Origin of the sequence: Caulobacter sp. AP07 (assembly GCF_000281955.1) — a bacterium.
GTDB lineage: Bacteria > Pseudomonadota > Alphaproteobacteria > Caulobacterales > Caulobacteraceae > Caulobacter.
Window position 1 is genome coordinate 1 of sequence record NZ_AKKF01000137.1, and the last position, 19623, is coordinate 19623.

Here is a 19623-nt window from a genome sequence, read left to right on the forward strand (position 1 = left end):
GGGACTGGCGGCCGCCATGACCCTGCCGGCGGGCGGCGCGGCCCTGGCCCAGGCCGCGTCGCGCGACTTCTGTCCCGACCGGCCCGGCAAGGGCTCGCCGCCCTGCGTGCTGGACGCCGGCCGCTTCCAGGCCGAGCTGGGCCTGGCCGACGCCGCCTATAGCCGGGGCGGCGGGACCTCGACCGACGACACCGCCTTCGGGTCGCTGGAACTGCGCCTGGGCCTGACGCCGACGGTCGAGGGCCAGCTCAGCTGGACCGCCCACCAACGGGTGCGCCAGAAGGACCGAGCCACCGGGGCCACGTCCATCGTCGACGGGACCGGCGACCTGGGGCTGGCCCTGCGCTGGTCGCTGCGCAATCCCGGTGGCGACGGCTTTTCCGTCGCGCTGCAGCCGTTCGTGACCGCGCCGACCGGGGCCGACGGGATCGGCGGTGGGACATGGCAGGGCGGGGTGATCGCGCCGATCTCCGTGCCGCTGAACGGCGACTGGTCGCTGGCCCTGTCGCCGGAAGCGGACGTGCGCCCCGACGCCGACGGTTCGGGCCGCCATGCGGGCTTCGCGGGAGCCGTCGGCGTCGGCCGGTCGTTCGGTCCGGTGTCCCTGGGCGTCGAATTGTGGGCCGACGTCGATGACGACCCCGCCGGCCGGGTCACCTCGGCCAGCTTCGACCTGACCGCCGGCTGGACCCCGGCCTCGGTCCCGGACCTGCAGATCGACGCCTCGGCCTATCTGGGGCTCAACCGCGACACGCCGGACCTGGAACTGGTGGTGGGCGTCGCCAAGCGGTTCTAGCCGGCCCTGGTCGCCTGCTTGGCCTCGATCATCAGCGCGCCGACGATCCCCGCCGCCACCGCCGCCGCCGCGCTGATCCCCATCACCCACGGATAGCCCTGGGGTCCGGGCGCGAAATAGACCAGCCCCAGCACGGCCACGGCCAGCAGGCCGGCGATCCGCGCCACCGCGTTGTTGACGCCCGAGGCGACGCCGGCATGGCTGGCGGCGACCGCCCCCATTACCGTGCTGGTCAGCGGCGCGACGCTGATGGTCATGCCGACCGCCAGCACCAGCATGGCCGGCAGCACGCCGGTCCAGTAACCGCCGCCCAGCCAGGGCGCGCCCAGCAGGGCGAAGCCGACGCCCGCCACGATCGGGCCGATGGTCAGCATCGGCCGGGCCCCGAACCGGTCGGCCGCCTTGCCGGCCACGCCCGACAGCGTCCCCATCACCAGCGACAGTGGCAGCAGGGTCGCGCCGGCCCCGGCCGCCGAATAGCCATGGCGGGCGATCAGCTCGAATGGCAGGAAGAACAGCGCGCCGGTCAGGCCGAAATACAGCGCCAGGGTCAGCAGGTTGGCGCCGCTGAAGGTCCGGGAGCGATACAGCGACAGCGGCATCATCGGATGTTTCTCGCGCGCCTGGCTGACCACGAAGGCGGCCAGCAGCGCGGCGCCGACCGCCAGGGCGGCCCAGACCGCGAGGCTGCCCCAGCCGCGCTCGCCGATCGCGGTCAGGCCCCAGGTCACCGCGCCCAGGCCGGTGGCGGCCAGGCCCGCGCCCAGCCAGTCCAGGCGGTCGACGTCCGGGTCGCGGCTCTCGCGCACGGCGGCCAGGGCCAGCCAGACGGTGGCGGCCGCCAGCGGCAGGTTGATCAGGAAGATCGCCCGCCACGACACGTGGTCGACCAGCCAGCCGCCCAGCACCGGCCCGATCGCCGCCGTCACCGCCCCGAACCCGGCCCAGGCCCCGATCGCCCCGCCGCGCTCGGCGTCGCTGAAGGTCGCGCCGAGGATGGCCAGGCTGGCCGGGACCAGCAGGGCCGCGGCGATCCCCTGCCCGGCCCGGGCGGCGATCAGCCAGCCGGCGTCCGGGGCCAGGGCGCAGCCCAGCGAGGCCAGACCGAACAGCACGACGCCGAGGACGAACACCCGGCGCCGGCCATAGCGGTCGCCGGCCGAACCGCCGATCAGGACCAGCGCCCCCAGCAGCAGCAGGTAGGCGTTGACGATCCACTGCACCTCCCCCGCATCGGCCTTCAGGGCGGTCCGCATGGCCGGCAGGGCGACATTGACCACCGAGCCGTCGATGAAGGCCATGCTCGAGCCCAGCACGGTGGCCGCCAGGGCCAGGCGCTTGCGCGGCGCGGGCTGGTCGGGACAAGGGCTGGCGCGGATGACGCCTTCGTCGCACGGAGGATGCAGGGCGCTGGTCATCGGCGGAGGATGGATCAGCGGCGAGGATTTGCCGAGTCCGCCCTCCGCACACCTCAATTCGTCAAACCGCCGCCACCACCCGCGTCCGCTTCCACGCCCCATAGGCGAACACCGCCACGCCCAGCCAGATGAACACGAACGACAGGGCCCGCAGCGGCGTGAAGGCCTCGCCCAGGGCGACGCCGAGCAGGAACTGGATGGTCGGGGCGATGAACTGCAGGAAGCCGACGGCGCTGAGCGGCAGGCGGCGGGCCGACCAGGCGAACAGGGCCAGCGGCACGACGGTGGCCGGGCCGGCCAGCATCAGCAGGGTCGACACCGGGACGCCCGAACCGAAGTGCCCGGCGCCGCTCGATTGCAGGTACCAGACATAAGCCAGGCCCGGCAGGGCCAGGTAGGCGCACTCGATGAACAGTCCGGTCTGGGCGTCGGCCTTCACCTGCTTGCGCAGGATGGCGTAGACGCAGAAGGTCAGGGCCAGGCCCAGCGAGACGACGGGCAGGTGACCCAGGGCCAGGGTCTGGATGGCGACGCCGACCGCGGCCAGGCCGATGGCGACCTTGCCCTCGAAGCTCATCCGCTCACGGAACAGCAGCGCCCCGGCCGCCATGTTCATCAGCGGGTTGATGTAATAGCCGAGGCTGGCCTCGATCACGTGGCCGGCGTTGACCGCGAACACGTAGATCGTCCAGTTGCCGAAGATCGCCAGGGTCGACAGGGCCAGCATGGCCAGGGTCCTGGGCTGGCGCAGCACCGCCGCCACCTGGCCGCCCTGCCGGGCCAGCAGCACCAGGCCGCCGGCCCACAGCACCGACCACATCGTGCGGTGGGCGATCATCTCCCACGAGCCGACGCCCAGTTGATGCAGCAGGTGGAAATAGAGCGGCAGGAAGCCCCAGAGGCCATAGCAGGCCACGCCGGCGAGATAGGCCGGCTTGCTGTCCGGAACGGTGCTGGGAACCATGGGCGTCGCCTTTCGGGGTCGAATGACAGATGGAGGCTTCGCCGTCATTCCGCTTGTTGCGGCGGGGGCGAATTCCAGTCCCGAAGAGGGTGGTTTCGTCGTCCCCGCCGCGGGCGGGGACGACGAGGGTCGTCTTAAGCCGGCGTCTTCTGCTTGATCAGGCCGCGCTCATGCAGGAGCTGGGCGATCTGCACGGCGTTCAGCGCCGCGCCCTTGCGCAGGTTGTCGGCCACGCACCAGAGTACGATGCCGTTCTCGACCGTGGGGTCGGTGCGGATGCGCGACACATAGACCGGGAACTCGCCGGCGCTTTCCTTGGGCGTCATGTAGCCGCCGTCCTCGCGCTTATCGACGACGGACACGCCGTCGGCGTCGCGCAGGATCTCGCGGACATCGTCCTCGTCCAGCGGGGTCTCGAACTCGATGTTGACCGCCTCGGCGTGGCCAACCATGACCGGCACCCGCACGCAGGTGGCGACCAGCTTGATGGACGGATCCAAGATCTTCTTGGTCTCCATCATCATCTTCCACTCTTCCTTGGTGAAGCCGTCCTCCATGAAGGAGTCGATGTGGGGGATGACGTTGAAGGCGATCTGCTTGGTGAACTTCTTCGGAGCCGGGGCGCCCAGGACGAACACGCCCTTGGTCTGCTCCCACAGCTCGTCCATGCCTTCCTTGCCCGCGCCCGACACCGACTGGTAGGTCGAGACGACGACGCGCTTGATCTTCGCCTCGTCGTGCAGGGGCTTGAGCACCACCACCAGCTGCGCCGTGGAGCAGTTGGGGTTGGCGATGATGTTCTTGGGCAGGGAGTTGACGGCGTCGGGGTTCACTTCCGGCACCACCAGCGGCACGTCCGGATCCATCCGGAAGTGGCTGGAATTGTCGATGACGATCGGACCGGCCGCGCCGATCTTCTCGCCCCAGGCCTTGGAGATCGCTCCGCCGGCGCTCATCAACACGATGTCGACCTTGGAGAAGTCGAACTGCTCCAGGTCCTCGCAGTGCAGGATCTGGCTGCCGAACGAGACTTCCACGCCGATGGATTTACGCGAGGCGATGGCATGCATTTTCTCGACGGGGAACTTCAGTTCCTCGAGGATATTGAACATCTCACGGCCCACATTGCCCGTGGCGCCGACCACGGCGACCCGGTAACCCATCGCAGCCTCCAATTCGATTGTTTCCACGCCTGCAGCAGCGGGAGCGGACCCGTTACGCCCCGGAACGCCCGGAAGCAAGAACAGGGTTTCTAATGCGGCGCTCAGCGCAGCGGGTTGGGGGAAGATTTCACCGGAATGCGGCCGGGGACACACACTCGCTGCAACGACTCTGCAAATCTGCGGGAGCAGTGGGGCGAGTGTGTGTCCCCATCAGCGTCCCGCCCGCTCCGCCTTCACGAAATCCACGAACGCCCGCAACGGCGCCGGCATGTGCCTCCGGCTCGGATAGTAGAGATACGGCCCGCTGAACGGCGGCAGCCAGTCGTCCAGCACGGTCTCCAGCTTGCCCGCCGCGATAAGCTCCGCCGCGAAGCCCTCGAAGGTGGCCAGCAGGCCGACCCCGGCCGCCGCCGCGGCCAGTTCCAGGTCGCCGCTGGTGGTGGTCAGCGGCCCCTCGGGCGAGACGCGGATCACCTCGCCGTCCTTCTCGAACTCCCAGGCGTAGCTGGTCCCGCTCGGGAACCGGTGACGGATGCAGGGGTGATTGAGCACCTCGCGCGGGTGGGTGGGCCGCCCGTGCCTGGCGAAATAGGCCGGCGAGCCGACCACCACGAAGCGCTGCGGCCCGGCCAGGGGCACGGCGATCATGTCCTTCTCCAGCCGCTCGTCGTAGCGCGCCCCGGCGTCGAAGCCGGCGGCCAGCACGTCGACGAAGCTGTCCTCGGCGGTGACCTCGACGCGGATGCCCGGATGGGCGGCCAGGAAGCGCGGGATCAGGTCGGGGAAGACGATGCGGGCCACGGCGCCGGGCACGTTGAGCTTCAGCACCCCGGTCGGGCTGTCGCGGAAGGCGTTGACCTCGTCCAGGGCCAGGGTCACGTCGGCCAGGGCCGGGGTCAGCCGGGCCAGCAACCGCTCGCCGGCCTCGGTGGGGGTGACGCTGCGGGTGGTGCGGTTGAGCAGGCGCACGCCGAGGTCGGCCTCCAGCCGGCGCAGGGCTTCCGACAGCGACGACGGCGACACCCCGCGCAGGGCGGCCGCGCCGCGGAAGCTGCGCGCTCGGGCGACGGCGGTGAAGGCGTCCAAGTCGGCGAGGTCGGGCGCTGGCATTGTGCGAAATTCCAAACAGCCCGTGCGGGATTGAATGGATTATCGCACGCGAGACGGCGGCGCATAGTCCCCTCCTCGTTTTCCAGGAGCCTCCCCATGCAAACGCGCAAACTCGGAAACACCGGCCCCACCGTCTCGGCCCTGGGCCTGGGCGCCATGGGCATGTCGGGGATGTACGGCCCCTCGGACCGGGCCGAGAGCCTGGCCACGATCGACGTCGCCCTGGAGGCCGGGATCACCCTGATCGACACCGGCGACTTCTACGGCATGGGCCACAACGAGATGCTGATCGGCGAGGCCCTGAAAGGCCACAAGCGCGACCAGGCGATCCTCAGCGTCAAGTTCGGCGCCCAGCGCGACCCCTCGGGCGGCTGGATCGGCTTCGACGGCCGTCCGGCGGCGGTGAAGACCTCCCTGGCCTATACGCTGCAGCGCCTGGGCGTCGACCATATCGACATCTATCGCCCGGCCCGCCTCGACCCCGTCGTGCCGATCGAGGACACGGTCGGGGCCATCGCCGACATGGTCAAGGCCGGCTACGTCCGCCACATCGGCCTGTCGGAAGTGGGCGCCGAGACGATCCGCAAGGCCGCCGCCGTCCACCCGATCGTCGACCTGCAGATCGAATATTCGCTGATCTCGCGGAGCCTCGAGGACAAGATCCTGCCGGTGCTGCGTGAGCTGGGCGTCGGCATGACCGCCTATGGCGTGCTGTCGCGCGGCCTGATCAGCGGCCATTGGGACAAGAGCAAGGGCCAGGAAAAGGGCGACTACCGCGCCCACACGCCGCGCTTCCAGGGCGACAATGTCGACAGGAACCTGGCCCTGGTCGAGGCCCTGCGGACCATCGCGGCGGCCAAGGGCGTCAGTGTCGCCCAGATCGCCATCGCCTGGGTCGCGGCCCAGGGCGACGACATCGTGCCGCTGGTCGGGGCGCGCACCCGCTCGCGCCTCACCGAGTCGCTCGGCGCGCTGGACGTCACCCTGTCGGCCGACGACCTGGCCGCCATCGAACGGGCCGTGCCCAGGGACGCAGCGGCCGGCACGCGCTACGCCGAGGCCCAGATGGCCCACCTCGACAGCGAGCGCTGACTGGTTCGCGAGCGTCGCTTTGCAAGGGGACGCGGACGAAAATTTCGGCCTGTTCTTGGCCGCGACCCTCGCGCTAGGGTCGCGGCCATGATCGAAGCTCTGCTGAACAAGATGGTCAAGGTGGGCAACCTGACCGTCCACCTCCCTGGCGGTTCCGTGAAGACGGCCGGCGACGGCTCGGGCCCGCCGGTGGTCATGCGCATCACCGGCAAGGGCCTGCGCCGCCTGGTCTCCAATCCCAGTCTCGGCCTCGGCGAGGCCTATATGGACGGCGACCTGACGCTGGACCAGGGCACGCTGTGGGACCTGCTGGAGATCGTCGGCAAGAGCGGCGGCCGCACGCCCAAGCGCGGCTCGTGGCTGACCCGCACCCGAAAGACGGTCAAGCGCACCGTGCAGTCGATCAACGACCGCATCGCCTCGCGCCGCAACGTCGCCCACCACTACGACGTGTCGAACGAGCTCTACCGGCGCTTCCTCGACAAGGACATGCAGTACAGCTGCGCCTATTTCGCCCGGCCCGACATGACGCTGGAAGAGGCCCAGGCCGCCAAGAAGGCCCATATCGGCGCCAAGCTGAATATCACACCCGGCATGAAGGTGCTCGACATCGGCTCGGGCTGGGGCGGCATGGCCCTGACCCTGGCGGCCGACCACGGGGCGAAGATGACCGGGGTCACCCTGTCCACCGAACAACTGGCCCTGGCCACGGAGCGGGCGGAGCAGGCCGGCCTGTCCGACCAGGTCGAGTTCCGGCTGACCGACTATCGCGACCTGAACGAGACCTTCGACCGCATCGTCTCGGTCGGCATGCTGGAGCACGTCGGGGCGCCGAACTTCCGGACCTATTTCGAGACGGTCAAGAAGCTGCTGGCCGACGACGGCTCGGCGGTGATCCATTCGATCGGCCGGATGTCCGGCCCCGGCGCGACCAACGCCTTCACCCAGAAGTACATCTTCCCCGGCGGCTACATCCCGGGCCTGTCGGAGATCGTCAAGGCGGTCGAGGAGGCCGGCCTGTGGATCACCGACATCGAGATCCTGCGCCTGCACTATGCCGAGACCTGCAAGCACTGGCGGATGCGGTTCCTGGCCGATCCGGACATCCCGACGATGTTCGACGCGCGGTTCCGGCGGATGTGGGAGTTCTACCTGTGCGGGGCCGAGTTGGGCTTCCGCTACGGCGGTCACATGGTCTTCCAGATCCAGGTCGCCAGGAAGGTCGGCGCCCTGCCGATGACCCGCGACTACATGGTCGACGGCGAGCGGCAGGGTCGCAATTAAGCCTCACTGGCGGGTGTTTCTTTCTCATCAAGGTTGAGTGGCGTGGCGTTCTCCCCAGTGTGACATGGAGAGGTCGAGATGACCCGTCGCTGGCTGTCCCTGCTCGTTCCGACGCTGTTGCTGCTGTCGACGCCGCTCGCCGCGCGGGCGGCCAGCGAAGTGCGCGACCTGGAGGTCGCCTCGCGCCAGTTCGAGGGCGTCAAGATCGACGTCAGCCCGCGACGGCGGGTGACGGTCTATCTGCCCGACGGCTACGCGACCTCGGGCCGCCGCTATCCGGTGATCTACTTCCTGCACAACCTGTTCGAGGACCAGCGCACGCTCTATGCCGAGCATGACGCCCAGGGCCTGTTCGACCGGGCGATCGCGGCCAGGGTCATCGGCCCGGTGATCGTGGTCAGCGCCGATTTCGGCACGCCGCTCGGCGGTTCGATCTACGCCAATTCGCCGGTCACCGGCCGCTGGCGCGACTTCATGGTTCAGGAACTGGTCCCCTGGGTCGATGGCCATTTCCGCACCCTGCCCGACCGCGCCTCGCGGGGCCTGGCCGGGGACCGGATGGGCGGCCATGGCGCGATCGCCTTCGGCATGCGCCATCCGGACGTGTTCGGCGCGGTCTACGCCCTGCACCCCGTGGGCACGGGGCTGGGCCTGCAGACCATGTCGTCGCGTCCCGACCTCGATCGCCTGCAGAACGCCAGGTCGCTGGACGACCTGAAGGACGACCCGTTCTCGCGGATCTTCACCGCCATCTACCAGGCCCACCTGCCCAACCCTGACAAGCCGCCGCTGTATGCCGACCTGCCGGCCCGCAAGGTGAACGGGCGGCTGGTGATCGACACGGCCCTGACCGCGAAACTACAGGACGGCTTCCTGCTCGACCACGCCCTGCCGCGCTACGCCGACAACCTGAAGACCCTGCGCGGGCTGAAGTTCGACTGGGGTCGCAACGATCCCAACCCCGACCACGTGATCTCCAACCAGGCCTTCTCGCGCCAGCTGACCGAGTACGGCGTGCCGCACGAGGCCGAGGAATATGTCGGCGGCTGGGGCGACCGCACCTGGGGCGAGACAGGCCGCATCTATACCGACCTGCTGCCGTTCTTCGCCAGGACGCTGGTGTTCGATGGGTCTTAGCCCCTACGCCTACCAGTAGTTCTTCATGATCTCCCGCGCCCAGTCGGGTTCGCGGTGCGCGCCGCGGGGGGCGAAGCCGGCCATCACCGGCTTGAGGTAGAGCACCGGCGTGCCGTCGATGGCGTCCAGGCCCTGGACCTCCAGCGACAGGCCCTCGACCGAGACGATGTCGCAGACCGTCACCCCGATACGGTTGGGCCGGTTCTTGCCGCGCTGGGCGAAGATGCCGACCTTCGGCCAGGCCGTATTGCCGCGCGGATGCCGCGCGCCGCTGACGATCTGGTCGTCGCCGACCCGGTCGAAGACATAGATCACCTCGACATGGCTGAAGGCGTCCAGGCCGGCCAGGGCCTCGGCGTCGAACCGGGCGGGGTCCAGGTCGATCCGCGCCCGGCTCCGGCCCCAGTCATCGTCCTCCGGCGCGTCACGGCCGCCATGCACGGTTCCGATCGGCGTCATGGTGATGGACATCGCGTTCGCCCCCTTTTCGTTGATCCGGCCAGCCTAGACGTCGGCGCGCCGGTTGGCGACGGCGGCCAAGCGGGCTAGGCAGGCCGGACGGCGTGATGCGGGAGCATGAGATGAACGGTTCGAACGCGATGTCTCGGCGGACCCTGCTGGCGGCGTCGATGGGGGTCGGCCTGGCGGGCCTGGCGGGCGGGCCGGCCCTGGCGGCGCCGTCGCGCGGCCGGGCCAAGGTGCTGATGCTGTCGGACCTGCACTCGGCCTACGCCCGCCTGGCGCCGCTGCTGGAAACCATGCGCCGGGTGGTCCGCCGCGACCGCGCGCCCAGCCTGATCCTGCTGGACGGCGACCTGTTCGAGCACGGCAACGTCGTGGCCCAGCGCACCGGCGGATCGCTGGACTGGGCGTTCCTGGAGGCCCTGACCCAGCTGGCGCCGGTGGTCCTCAACCTGGGCAACCACGACGCCGACCTGGTCGATGACCAGGCCAAGACCATCGACCGGGCCCGGGCCCTGGGCATCACCGTGCTCAGCAACATCGTCGACGCCCGCACCGGCCGCCCGGCCGCTGCGTCGCGGGCCACCCTGGACCTCGGCTTCCCGGTCCACCTGGTCGGCCTGGCCACCAATTCGCTCGACACCTATCCCAAGGACATCCGCCCGACCCTGTCCGTTCCGGACCCGGCCGCCTGGGCGGCGGCCAACCTGCCCAAGACCGCCCCCGACGACGGCCTGCTGATCGTCATGAGCCATGCGGGCCTGCCGGCCGACAAGCTGATCCTGCCGACCATCCCCGACGGGACCCTGGTCCTGGGCGGCCACGACCACCTGGCCTTCGACCACGCCCAGGGCCGCACCCGCTATGTCCACACCGGCGCCTGGGGCGAACCGCTGAGCGTGGCGACCATCGACCTGGCCGACAAGGCCGCGCCGATCCGCGTCGCGCGCGTCCATGTCGATCCGGCCGGACCGGCCGACCCGGCCCTGGCCGCCCTGGTCGCCGCGACCCTGAAGGCCCAGCTGACCCCGGCCGAGACCGCGGTGGTCGCGCGCATCCCCAAGGCCCTGTCGCTGGGCGACACCGGCCGGGCGGTGGCGGCGATCATGGCCCGGGCGGCCGGCGCCGACGTCGGCTTCATGGGCCACACCACCCTGGGCACGGGCCTGCCGGCCGGCGACCTGACCCAGTACGCCTACGACGCCGTGGTCCGTTTCGACGGCGCGATGATGAGGGCCGAAGTCAGCGCCCAGGTGCTGGCCGACATCCTGTCGCGCGCCAACCAGGACGGCGACCTGCCGCTGGCCCGCCGCACCGGCGACTTCGTCTACGGCGCCCCGACGAGGCCTGCCGCCAAGGGCCGCTACGTGATCGTCACCACCGACTGGTGCGCCAAGCGGCAGAAGGGCTATTTCGGCCGCGACGACCTGGTGTTCACCGAGGTTCCGGGCTTGAGGGTCAAGCAGGCGATCAAGGACGGCCTGCACGGTTGATGTCCGACGCCGCCCGGGGGTAGTTAGCCGCCGCAAGGGCGGTCGCATCCTGGGACCCCAAGGCTGGGGCCGGCATCCATGGGTCAGTTTCGCGCGGCCGACCTGTTTCGGCGCAAGCCGGTCGGGCGGGTCATCGCCGAGGGCGGCGAGCACTTGCCCGAAGAGGGGCTGCACCGCTCGATCGGCCTGTTCCAGCTGACCATGCTCGGGGTCGGGGCCACCATCGGCACCGGCATCTTCGTGGCCCTGACCACCGCCGTGCCCGCCGCCGGCCCGGCGGTGGTGGTGTCGTTCGTGATCGCCGGGATCACCGCCGCCCTGACCGCCCTGTGCTACGCCGAGCTGGCCTCGACCATTCCGGTGTCGGGCTCGTCCTATTCCTACGCCTACGCCACCCTGGGCGAGTTCGTGGCCTTCATCGTCGGGGCCTGCCTGCTGCTGGAGTACGCGGTGTCGGCCTCGGCCATCGCCGTCGGCTGGGGCCAGTACCTGAACGAGATGTTCTCCGACCTGATCGGCTGGCGGATGCCCGACGCCATCGCCAAGGCTCCCGGCGCGGGCGGGGTGTTCAACCTGCCGGCCGTGGTGCTGGTCGGGGCGTGCATGGTGCTGCTGCTGCGCGGGGTGAAGGAGTCGGTGACGGTCAACGCCGTGCTGGTGGTGCTCAAGCTGCTGGTGCTGCTGTTCTTCGTGGTCATCGCCTTCAGCGGCTTCCACGCCGAGAACCTCAAGCCGTTCGCGCCGATGGGCGTGGCCGGGATCGGCGCGGCGGCCTCGTCGATCTTCTTCTCCTACATCGGCATCGACGCGGTCTCGACGGCCGGCGACGAGGTCAAGGACCCGCGCCGCACCCTGCCGCTGGGCATCATCCTCAGCCTGCTGATCGTCACGGCGGTCTATATCCTGGTCGCCCTGGCGGCCGTCGGGGCCCAGCCCTGGACCGCCTTCGCCGGCCAGGAAGCCGGGCTGGCGGTGATCCTGCGCAACCTGACCGGCGCCAGCTGGACCTCGCTGATCCTCTGCGTCGGGGCCATCGTCTCGATCTTCAGCATCACCCTGGTGGTGATGTACGGCCAGACCCGCATCCTCTACGCCATGAGCCGCGACGGCCTGCTGCCCAAGCTGTTCCAGCGGGTCGACCCCAGGACCCAGACCCCGGACCTCAACACCTACATCGTCGCGGCCTTCATCGCCGTGCTGGCCGCCTTCGTGCCGCTCGACACCCTGGTCAACCTGACCAGCATGGGCACCCTGATCGCCTTCGCCATCGTCTCGCTGGGGGTGATCATCCTGCGGCGAACCCAGCCGGACCTGCCGCGCGGCTACCGCGTGCCGTTCTATCCGGTAGTCCCGGCGCTGAGCGTCGCCTTCTGCGGCTACCTGATCATCGGCCTGCCGCTCGACACCTGGATCCTGTTCGGCCTGTGGGTGGCTGCGGCCTGCGTGCTGTACTTCGGCTATTCGGCGCGCAATTCGAAGCTGGCGCGAGGCTGAACCTCGCCAAGCCGTCGTTCCGGACAAGCGCATGGCGCACCGATGGGGGACTCCGCCCCAGCGCAGTGCCCCGCTCCGTCGGCTGGATAGGGATTTGGGGCCGAAAAATTCGAGTTCAAGAATTGGCGGCCGGTGATTTATGCGCAGTTTATAGCGCCCGCGACGCAGGGGACCGTTGTTCCCAATTTTCGGAAAGGCCGTTGATCGATGACAGCCATAGCCACGCCAGGCGCGCAGCCGCTCTACCACGGCACGAAAGCAGATCTGAAAACGGGCGATCTGATCGGACCCGGCTACGCCTCCAACTACGGCAAGAAGAAGAAGGCCGCCTATGTCTATCTGAGCGCCACGCTGGACGCGGCCACCTGGGGGGCGGAGCTGGCCTTGGGCGAAGGGCCAGGCAGGATCTACATCGTGGAGCCGACCGGCCCCTTCGAAGACGATCCCAACCTGACGGACAGGAAGTTCCCAGGCAATCCGACGAAGTCATACCGCACACGTGATCCGCTCCGGATCATCGGCGAGGTGAGCGATTGGAAGGGGCATTCGCCAGAACAGCTCAAGGCCATGAATGACCACCTGGCCCATCTCGAGCAGCTTGGCGTCGAGGCTATCGAGGACTGAACCTGAAGCGTCCATCCAACGATGGCTGGGCGCCCCCTACTCCACCGTCACCGACTTCGCCAAATTCCGCGGCTGATCCACGTCCGCGCCCTTCAGCACCGCGACGTGGTAGGCCAGCAGCTGGATCGGGGCCGACATCACCAGGGCCGAGACCAGCGGGTCGCTGGCCGGGGCGGTGACCACCACCTTGGCGCCGGCCGGGGCGTGCTTGGCGCCCTCGGGGTCGGTGATGAACACCACCTGGCCGCCGCGCGCCATCACCTCGCTCATGTTCGAGGCCGACTTTTCAAACCAAGAGTCGTAGGGCGCGAGAATGATGATCGGGGTCTGGTCGTCGACCAGGGCGATCGGACCGTGCTTCAGCTCGCCGGCCGCGTAACCCTCGGCGTGGATGTAGCTGATCTCCTTGAGCTTCAGCGCGCCTTCCAGGGCCAGGGCCGACATCGGGCCGCGGCCCAGATAGAGCACGTCGCGGGCCTTGGCGATCTCGGCGGCGATCTCCTTGAGGCTGTCCTCCAGGCCGATGGCCTCGGCGATCAGGCGCGGGGCCTCCAGCATCACCCTGACCAGGCGCTGCTCCTCGGCGGCGTCGATCGTCCCGCGCGCCTTGGCGGCGGCGACGGCCAGGGCGATCATCACGCTGACCTGGGCGGTGAAGGCCTTGGTCGAGGCCACGCCGATCTCCGGTCCGCAATGGATCGGCCAGACCACGTCGACCTCGCGGGCCATGGTGGACTCCTGGGCGTTGACCACCACGGCGCTCTTCATGCCCTTGGCCTTGCAGTAGCGCAGGGCGGCCAGGGTGTCGGCGGTCTCGCCCGACTGCGACATGGCGATCACCAGCGAGCCCGGGCGCAGGGCCGGCTGGCGGTAGCGGAATTCCGAGGCGATCTCGACGTCGACCGGCAGGTCGGCCAGCTGCTCGATCAGGTACTTGCCGATCACCCCGGCGATGTAGGAGGTGCCGCAGGCGACGATCTGGATGCGCTCCAGGGTCTTGAAGTCGAGACCGCCGGGCATGGCGGTGCGGGCGGTCAGGGCGTCGACATAGGCCGCGATGGTCCGCTGGCAGCCGTCCGGCTGGTCATGGATCTCCTTTTCCATGAAGTGGCGGTAGTTGCCCTTCTCCATCATCACGGCCGAGGCGGGGACGACCTTCACGGGGCGCTCGACCGGCGCGCCCGAGACGTCGAAGATCTGGGCGCCGCCGTGGTCGAGGGCCACGAAGTCGCCCTCCTCCAGATAGATCACCCGGTTGGTGAACGGGCCGACGGCCAGGGCGTCGGAGCCCAGGAACATCTCGCCCTGGCCCTCGCCGACCACCAGTGGGCTGCCGCGCCGGGCGCCGAGGATCAGGTTGTCGGCGCCCTCGACCAGCACCGCCAGGGCGTAGGCCCCGGTCAGGCGGTCGAGCGTGACCTTGAAGGCCTCCAGCGGCGTCAGGCCGGTGGCCAGCTCGGCGTCGATCAGGTGGGCGATGACCTCGGTGTCGGTGTCGCTCTCGAAGACGCGGCCGGCGGCCTTCAGCTCGGCCTTCAGCTCGGCGAAGTTCTCGATGATGCCGTTGTGCACCAGGGTGACGCGGCCGGCGGTGTGGGGGTGGGCGTTGCCGACGTTGGGCGCGCCGTGGGTGGCCCAGCGCACGTGGCCGATGCCGTTCTGGGCGGCCAGGGGCTGTTCGACCAGCACCGTCTCCAGGTTCTTGATCTTGCCCTGGGCCCGCCGGCGCTCGACCTTGCCGTCCACGACGGCCGCGACGCCGGCCGAGTCGTAGCCGCGATATTCCAGCCGCTTGAGGCTGTCGATCAGGCGCTCCGTGACGGGTTTGGTGCCGACGATGCCGATGATGCCGCACATGGGCCATGATCCTTTGTAGAACGCTCCGACCGGACTATTGCTGTCGAAGCGGATATTTCGAGGCCGGGCTTTAGCATTCGTGAGGACCCGGCCCTCATAAATCTGCATTTCGGATCGTTTCGCGGTTCGACCGAGGCCTAAACGAGACCAGAACAAGACCATGAGCAAGCGCGCCTATTTCGGCACCGACGGCATCCGCGGTCAGGCCAACAAGCATCCGATGACCGCCGAGGTCGCCCTGCGCGTCGGCCTGGCGGCCGGCAAGCTGTTCCGCTCGCAGGACGACCGCCGCCACCTGGTGGTGATCGGCAAGGACACCCGGCTGTCGGGCTACATGATCGAGCCCGCCCTGGTGGCCGGTTTCGCCAGCGTCGGCATGGACGTGCGCCTGTTCGGCCCGCTGCCCACGCCCGCCGTGGCGATGATGACCCGTTCGATGCGCGCCGACCTCGGCGTGATGATCAGCGCCTCGCACAACGACTTTGCCGACAACGGCATCAAGCTGTTCGGCCCCGACGGCTACAAGCTGTCGGACGAGCAGGAACTGAAGATCGAGGCCCTGATGGACGAGGGCCTGCAGGAGGGCCTGGCGCCGCCGGAGGGGCTGGGCCGCGTCACCCGCATCGACGACGCCCAGGCCCGCTATGTCGAGATCGCCAAGGCGACCTTCCCGCGCCATCTGAGCCTGTCGGGCCTGCGCATCGTCATCGATTGCGCGCACGGCGCGGCCTACAAGGTGGCGCCCACGGCGCTCTACGAGCTGGGCGCGGAGGTGATCACCGTCGGCGTCGCCCCGAACGGCACCAACATCAACGCCGAGTGCGGATCGACCCATCCCGAGGCCATGGCCAAGCTGGTGCGCGACTACCGGGCCGATATCGGCATCGCCCTGGACGGCGACGCCGACCGGCTGGTGATCTGCGACGAGAAGGGCGTGGTGGTCGACGGCGACCAGATCATGGCGATCATCGCCCTGGCCTTCGCCAAGGCCGGCCGGCTGAACGCCGGCGGCCTGGTCGCCACGGTGATGTCCAACCTCGGCCTCGAGCGGCTGATGACCGACAATGGCCTGAAGCTGGAGCGCACCAGCGTCGGCGACCGCTATGTGATGGCCCGCATGCGCGAAGGCGGTTTCAACATCGGCGGCGAACAGTCGGGCCACGTGATCCTGTCGGACTTCTCGACCACGGGCGACGGCCTGATCGCGGCCCTGCAGGTGCTGGCGGTGATGATCCAGTCGGGCAAACCGATGAGCGCCCTGGGCCGCCAGTTCGAGCCCCTGCCGCAACTGCTGGAAAACGTCCGCTTCGCCGGCGGCAAGCCGCTGGAGCACAAGACGGTCAAGGAAGCCATCGCCGACGGCGAGGCCCAGCTGAACGGCACGGGCCGCATCGTCGTGCGCCCGTCGGGCACCGAGCCGCTGATCCGCATCATGGCCGAGGGCGACGACCTGGCCCTGGTCAAGAAGGTGGTGAAGTCGATCGTCTCGGCGGTGAAGGCGGTCTAGCGCCCCTTCTCTTCAACTCAAACCGTTGTCATCCCGGGCGTAGCGAAGCGAAGACCCGGGACCCAGGGGCAGCCGCGATGCGCCGGCCCCTGGGTCCCGGACAGCCTCTGCGAGGCTTCCGGGATGACAACTTTTTGGACGGGACCTCAGTCCCCGCTCACCCCTTCGACCACCTCGCGCAGATAGTCGACGTGACGGCGAAACGCCTTGCGCCCCGCCAGGGTCATGGCCACCCGCGTACGGGGCTTCTTGCCGACGAAATCCTTGGCGATCTCGACATAGCCGGCCTTTTCCAGGGTGGTCAGGTGGCTGCCGAGATTGCCGTCGGTGGCCTGGGTCACGGCCTTCAGGCGCGAGAACTCCACCGGTTCGCCGCCCGGCTCGGCATGGAGCGCGGCCATGATCTTCAGCCGCAGGGGCTGATGGATCAGCTCGTCCAATTGCGCCACGCTCACGCCCTCCGCAGCCACAGGCCGCCCAGCAACAGGCCGCCGCCCCCGACCGCCGCCATCCAGAAGGCGAGCCAGGGCTGGAACAGGAAATAGCCGATCAGGCTGGCCGCGAACACCGCCGCGCCGATCCACAGAAAGCGCGGCATGAAGACGATGCCGACGCCCACATAGACCAGGCCGGTGACCAGGCCCGGATAGACGATGGCCGGCGCGATGGTGGTCGGCTGGAACACCGCGTAGCTGGCGACGAAGAAGGCCATGATCGCCAGGACGCCGACACCGATCCGCCAGCCCGCGCCGGCCTTGCCGGCCGCCTTGGGTCGCCGCGACAGCAGGACGGTCGCCACGGCGCCGGCCACGTCGAGCGCCAGCCAGATCATGCCCCATCGCTCGGCCGGCAGCAGTCCCATGGCGCTGTAGCCGATGGCCCAGACCACGCCCCAGACCATCAGGATCGGTCCGGCGATCTGGTAGCTCTTCAGCACCCGGCTGCGGCCGGCGGTCTGTTCGATGTCGGTCAGCGCCGACGCGGCCTCGGTCCGGGAAATGACCATGACGCTCTCCTTTTGCGCTCATGTCAGAGCACTCTGTACTTCAGAGTATGTGAATTCGATACTCTGTCAAGCAGAGCGTTCGGGCCGACCCGACATCCCCTCGCGGGCAGGCCGAAAGCCTGTCGACAGAGCGCGGGCTCGCCGGTCGAGGAACTAACGGCCGCGCCAGCCTGTTCTGCCCTCGAAGGCCGTTCAGCTTGGAGCACCGCATGGCGTCCGTGGCATCACCCAGAAGGGGCGCGGGCGGCTGGGTCGTCGGGCTCCTGGGCGTCGTCCTGGCCCTGATCGGCCTGACCCTGACCCTCGGCGGCGCCTGGCTGGCGGTGCTGGGCGGCTCGCCCTACTACGTCCTGGCGGGCCTGGGCCTGCTGGCTTCCGGGGCAATGCTGGTCCGACGCAGGGCGCTGGGCGCCTGGATCTATGTCGGCGTCTATGTCGCCACCCTGCCGTGGGCGCTGTGGGAGGTCGGGCTGAACGGCTGGGCCCTCGTGCCGCGGGTCGTCGCCCCCACCGTGCTGCTGGTCCTGGTGCTGGCCGCCCTGCCCCTGCTCGACCCCGGCCCGGCCGGACGGCGCAAGGCCCTGGGCGGCTTGGCGGGCCTGCTGGCGGTCCTGCTGGTCGGCGGCGTGGCGGTGGCCAAGGCCAACCAGGCCAAGGTCGACGGCCCCCTGCCGGCCGTCGCCGCCATGACCGACAACGACCCCTCCCTGCTGCGGGTCGGCGCCGACTGGCCGGCCTATGGCGGCACCTATGCCGGCCAGCGCTATTCGCCGCTCGGCCAGCTCAACCCGATCAATGTCCGCAAGCTGCAGCGGGTGTGGATGATCCGCACCGGCGACATGCCCAGCGCCGCCGCCGACGGCAAGTACGGGGCCGAGAACACCCCGTTGAAGGTCGGCGACACCCTCTATGTCTGCACGCCCAAGAACATCATGATCGCCATCGACGCGGCCACCGGCCAGACCCGCTGGCGTCACGACCCCAAGGTCCTGGACGACGCCATCCCCTATACCGCCGCCTGCCGGGGCGTGAGCTACTACGCCGCGCCCGACGCCAAGCCCGGCCAGGCCTGCGCGACGCGGATCATCGAGGGCACGCTGGACGCCCGGCTGATCGCCGTCGACGCCCGCACCGGCGTCCCCTGCGCCGACTTCGGTCAGGACGGCCAGATCCTGACCGCAGACGGCATGGGCCCCAGCGCGCCCGGCATGCTGTCGATCACCTCGGCCCCGACCATCGTGCGCGGGGTGATCGTCGTCGGCCACCAGGTGCTGGACGGTCAGCGGCGCGACGCGCCGTCCGGCGTGATCCAGGGCTTCGACGCCATGACCGGCGCCCTGCGCTGGGCCTGGGACATGGCCCGCCCCGATCGCCCCGACCGGCCGCCGCCCGGCGAGACCTACACCAAGGGCACGCCCAACATGTGGACCACGGCGACCGGCGACGAGGCCCTGGGCCTGGTCTACCTGCCGCTGGGCGTCTCGGCCGCCGACTACTGGAGCAGCAGCCGCTCGCCGCTGGAGAAGCAGTATTCGACCTCGCTGGTGGCGCTGGACGTGACCACCGGCAAGCCGCGCTGGAGCTTCCAGACCGTGCACAACGACGTCTGGGACTATGACCTCGGCTCACAGGGCTCCCTGGTCGACTTCCCGACCGCCGCCGGCCCGGTCCCGGCCGTGGTGCTGCCCAGCAAGCAGGGCGACATCTACGTGCTCGACCGCCGCACCGGCCAACCCTTGGCCGGGGTGCGGGAGCGGGCCGTGCCCCAAGGCGGGCTGGAGCCCGGGCAACGCTCGCCGACCCAGCCGGTCTCGCTCTACCACACCCTGCGCAAGCCCGACCTGACCGAGCGCCAGATGTGGGGCATGTCGCCGATCGACCAGATGGTCTGCCGCATCCAGTTCCGGCGCGCCAAGTATGACGGCTTCTACACCCCGCCCGTCGCCGACCGCCGCTACATCCAGTATCCCGGCTACAACGGCGGTTCGGACTGGGGCGGGATCGCCATCGATTCCAGCCGCGGCGTGATCGTCGCCAACTACAACGACATGCCCAACTACAACCGCCTGGTCCCCCGCAAGGAGGCCGACGCCAAGGGCTGGGCCCCGCGCGGCGAGGCTCGCGGCGGCCCGATGAAAACGGGCGCCGAGGGCGCGGGCGACCCGCAGGCCGGCACGCCCTACGCCATCGACGTCAACGCCGGCTGGGGCCTGCCG

17 protein-coding genes are annotated in these 19623 nt (G+C 69.6%); 9 read left to right on the forward strand and 8 right to left on the reverse strand.

Features of this window, described 5'->3' with window-relative positions; translation table 11 throughout:
• Positions 1–796 (forward strand): transporter (locus tag PMI01_RS10030; RefSeq protein ID WP_007667585.1); only part of this gene is annotated, 796 nt, incomplete at its 5' end.
• Here the strand turns inward: PMI01_RS10030 and PMI01_RS10035 are convergent.
• From PMI01_RS10035 to PMI01_RS10050, 4 genes are all read right to left on the reverse strand, one after another.
• Positions 793–2214, reverse strand: a complete 1422-nt coding sequence (locus PMI01_RS10035) for an MFS transporter (protein ID WP_007667588.1) — start codon at positions 2212–2214, stop codon at positions 793–795. The genes PMI01_RS10030 and PMI01_RS10035 overlap by 4 nt on opposite strands.
• A 61-nt stretch (positions 2215–2275) precedes the next feature.
• Positions 2276–3178, reverse strand: coding sequence for an EamA family transporter RarD (gene rarD, locus PMI01_RS10040; RefSeq protein WP_007667590.1), 903 nt, complete (start codon positions 3176–3178; stop codon positions 2276–2278).
• Between the two features lie 134 nt (positions 3179–3312).
• The gene (locus PMI01_RS10045; protein WP_007667593.1) at positions 3313–4341 is read right to left on the reverse strand and encodes an aspartate-semialdehyde dehydrogenase; all 1029 of its coding nucleotides are present in this window, start codon (positions 4339–4341) and stop codon (positions 3313–3315) included.
• Between the two features lie 210 nt (positions 4342–4551).
• Positions 4552–5451: a LysR family transcriptional regulator gene (locus PMI01_RS10050; RefSeq protein ID WP_007667606.1), complete on the reverse strand. Its 900-nt coding sequence runs from the start codon at positions 5449–5451 to the stop codon at positions 4552–4554.
• Between the two features lie 96 nt (positions 5452–5547).
• On the opposite strand from PMI01_RS10050, the gene PMI01_RS10055 reads away from it, so the two are divergent.
• The 3 genes from PMI01_RS10055 (at position 5548) to PMI01_RS10065 (ending at position 8964) form a co-directional block, all read left to right on the forward strand.
• Positions 5548–6543, forward strand: coding sequence for an aldo/keto reductase (locus PMI01_RS10055; RefSeq protein ID WP_007667617.1), 996 nt, complete (start codon positions 5548–5550; stop codon positions 6541–6543).
• Between the two features lie 87 nt (positions 6544–6630).
• Complete coding sequence (locus tag PMI01_RS10060) at positions 6631–7827, forward strand: SAM-dependent methyltransferase (protein ID WP_007667619.1); 1197 nt, start codon at positions 6631–6633, stop codon at positions 7825–7827.
• A 78-nt stretch (positions 7828–7905) separates the two neighbouring features.
• Positions 7906–8964: an alpha/beta hydrolase-fold protein gene (locus tag PMI01_RS10065; RefSeq protein ID WP_007667621.1), complete on the forward strand. Its 1059-nt coding sequence runs from the start codon at positions 7906–7908 to the stop codon at positions 8962–8964.
• A 9-nt stretch (positions 8965–8973) separates the two neighbouring features.
• Here PMI01_RS10065 and PMI01_RS10070 read toward each other — a convergent pair whose 3' ends face one another.
• A complete protein-coding gene (locus PMI01_RS10070) occupies positions 8974–9435 on the reverse strand; it encodes an SAM-dependent methyltransferase (RefSeq protein ID WP_007667629.1) in 462 nt (153 codons plus the stop codon).
• A 110-nt stretch (positions 9436–9545) separates the two neighbouring features.
• Between PMI01_RS10070 and PMI01_RS10075 the strand changes: the two genes are divergently transcribed.
• The 3 genes from PMI01_RS10075 (at position 9546) to arr (ending at position 13037) form a co-directional block, all read left to right on the forward strand.
• Positions 9546–10919 (forward strand): metallophosphoesterase, encoded by a 1374-nt coding sequence (locus PMI01_RS10075; RefSeq protein WP_007667630.1) that lies wholly within the window; start codon positions 9546–9548, stop codon positions 10917–10919.
• A 78-nt stretch (positions 10920–10997) separates the two neighbouring features.
• Positions 10998–12413, forward strand: coding sequence for an APC family permease (locus PMI01_RS10080; RefSeq protein WP_007667631.1), 1416 nt, complete (start codon positions 10998–11000; stop codon positions 12411–12413).
• 207 nt (positions 12414–12620) lie between these two features.
• Positions 12621–13037 (forward strand): NAD(+)--rifampin ADP-ribosyltransferase, encoded by a 417-nt coding sequence (arr, locus tag PMI01_RS10085; RefSeq protein WP_007667632.1) that lies wholly within the window; start codon positions 12621–12623, stop codon positions 13035–13037.
• Positions 13038–13073: 36 nt separating this feature from the next.
• On the opposite strand, the gene glmS is transcribed toward arr, so the two are convergent.
• The gene (gene glmS, locus PMI01_RS10090; RefSeq protein WP_007667633.1) at positions 13074–14894 is read right to left on the reverse strand and encodes a glutamine--fructose-6-phosphate transaminase (isomerizing); all 1821 of its coding nucleotides are present in this window, start codon (positions 14892–14894) and stop codon (positions 13074–13076) included.
• A gap of 160 nt (positions 14895–15054) precedes the next feature.
• Here glmS and glmM point away from each other — a divergent pair, with 160 nt between their 5' ends.
• Positions 15055–16401 carry a phosphoglucosamine mutase gene (glmM, locus tag PMI01_RS10095; protein ID WP_007667634.1) on the forward strand — a complete coding sequence of 449 codons (1347 nt, stop codon included), beginning with the start codon at positions 15055–15057 and terminating at the stop codon, positions 16399–16401.
• Positions 16402–16547: 146 nt separating this feature from the next.
• Here glmM and PMI01_RS10100 read toward each other — a convergent pair whose 3' ends face one another.
• Together PMI01_RS10100 and PMI01_RS10105 are read right to left on the reverse strand one after the other, a co-directional pair.
• Complete coding sequence (locus tag PMI01_RS10100) at positions 16548–16850, reverse strand: winged helix-turn-helix domain-containing protein (protein WP_007667635.1); 303 nt, start codon at positions 16848–16850, stop codon at positions 16548–16550.
• A 2-nt stretch (positions 16851–16852) separates the two neighbouring features.
• A complete protein-coding gene (locus tag PMI01_RS10105; RefSeq protein WP_007667636.1) occupies positions 16853–17407 on the reverse strand; it encodes a hypothetical protein in 555 nt (184 codons plus the stop codon).
• A gap of 209 nt (positions 17408–17616) precedes the next feature.
• Here PMI01_RS10105 and PMI01_RS10110 point away from each other — a divergent pair.
• A partial coding sequence (locus tag PMI01_RS10110; RefSeq protein ID WP_007667637.1) for an outer membrane protein assembly factor BamB family protein occupies positions 17617–19623 on the forward strand: 2007 nt, incomplete at its 3' end.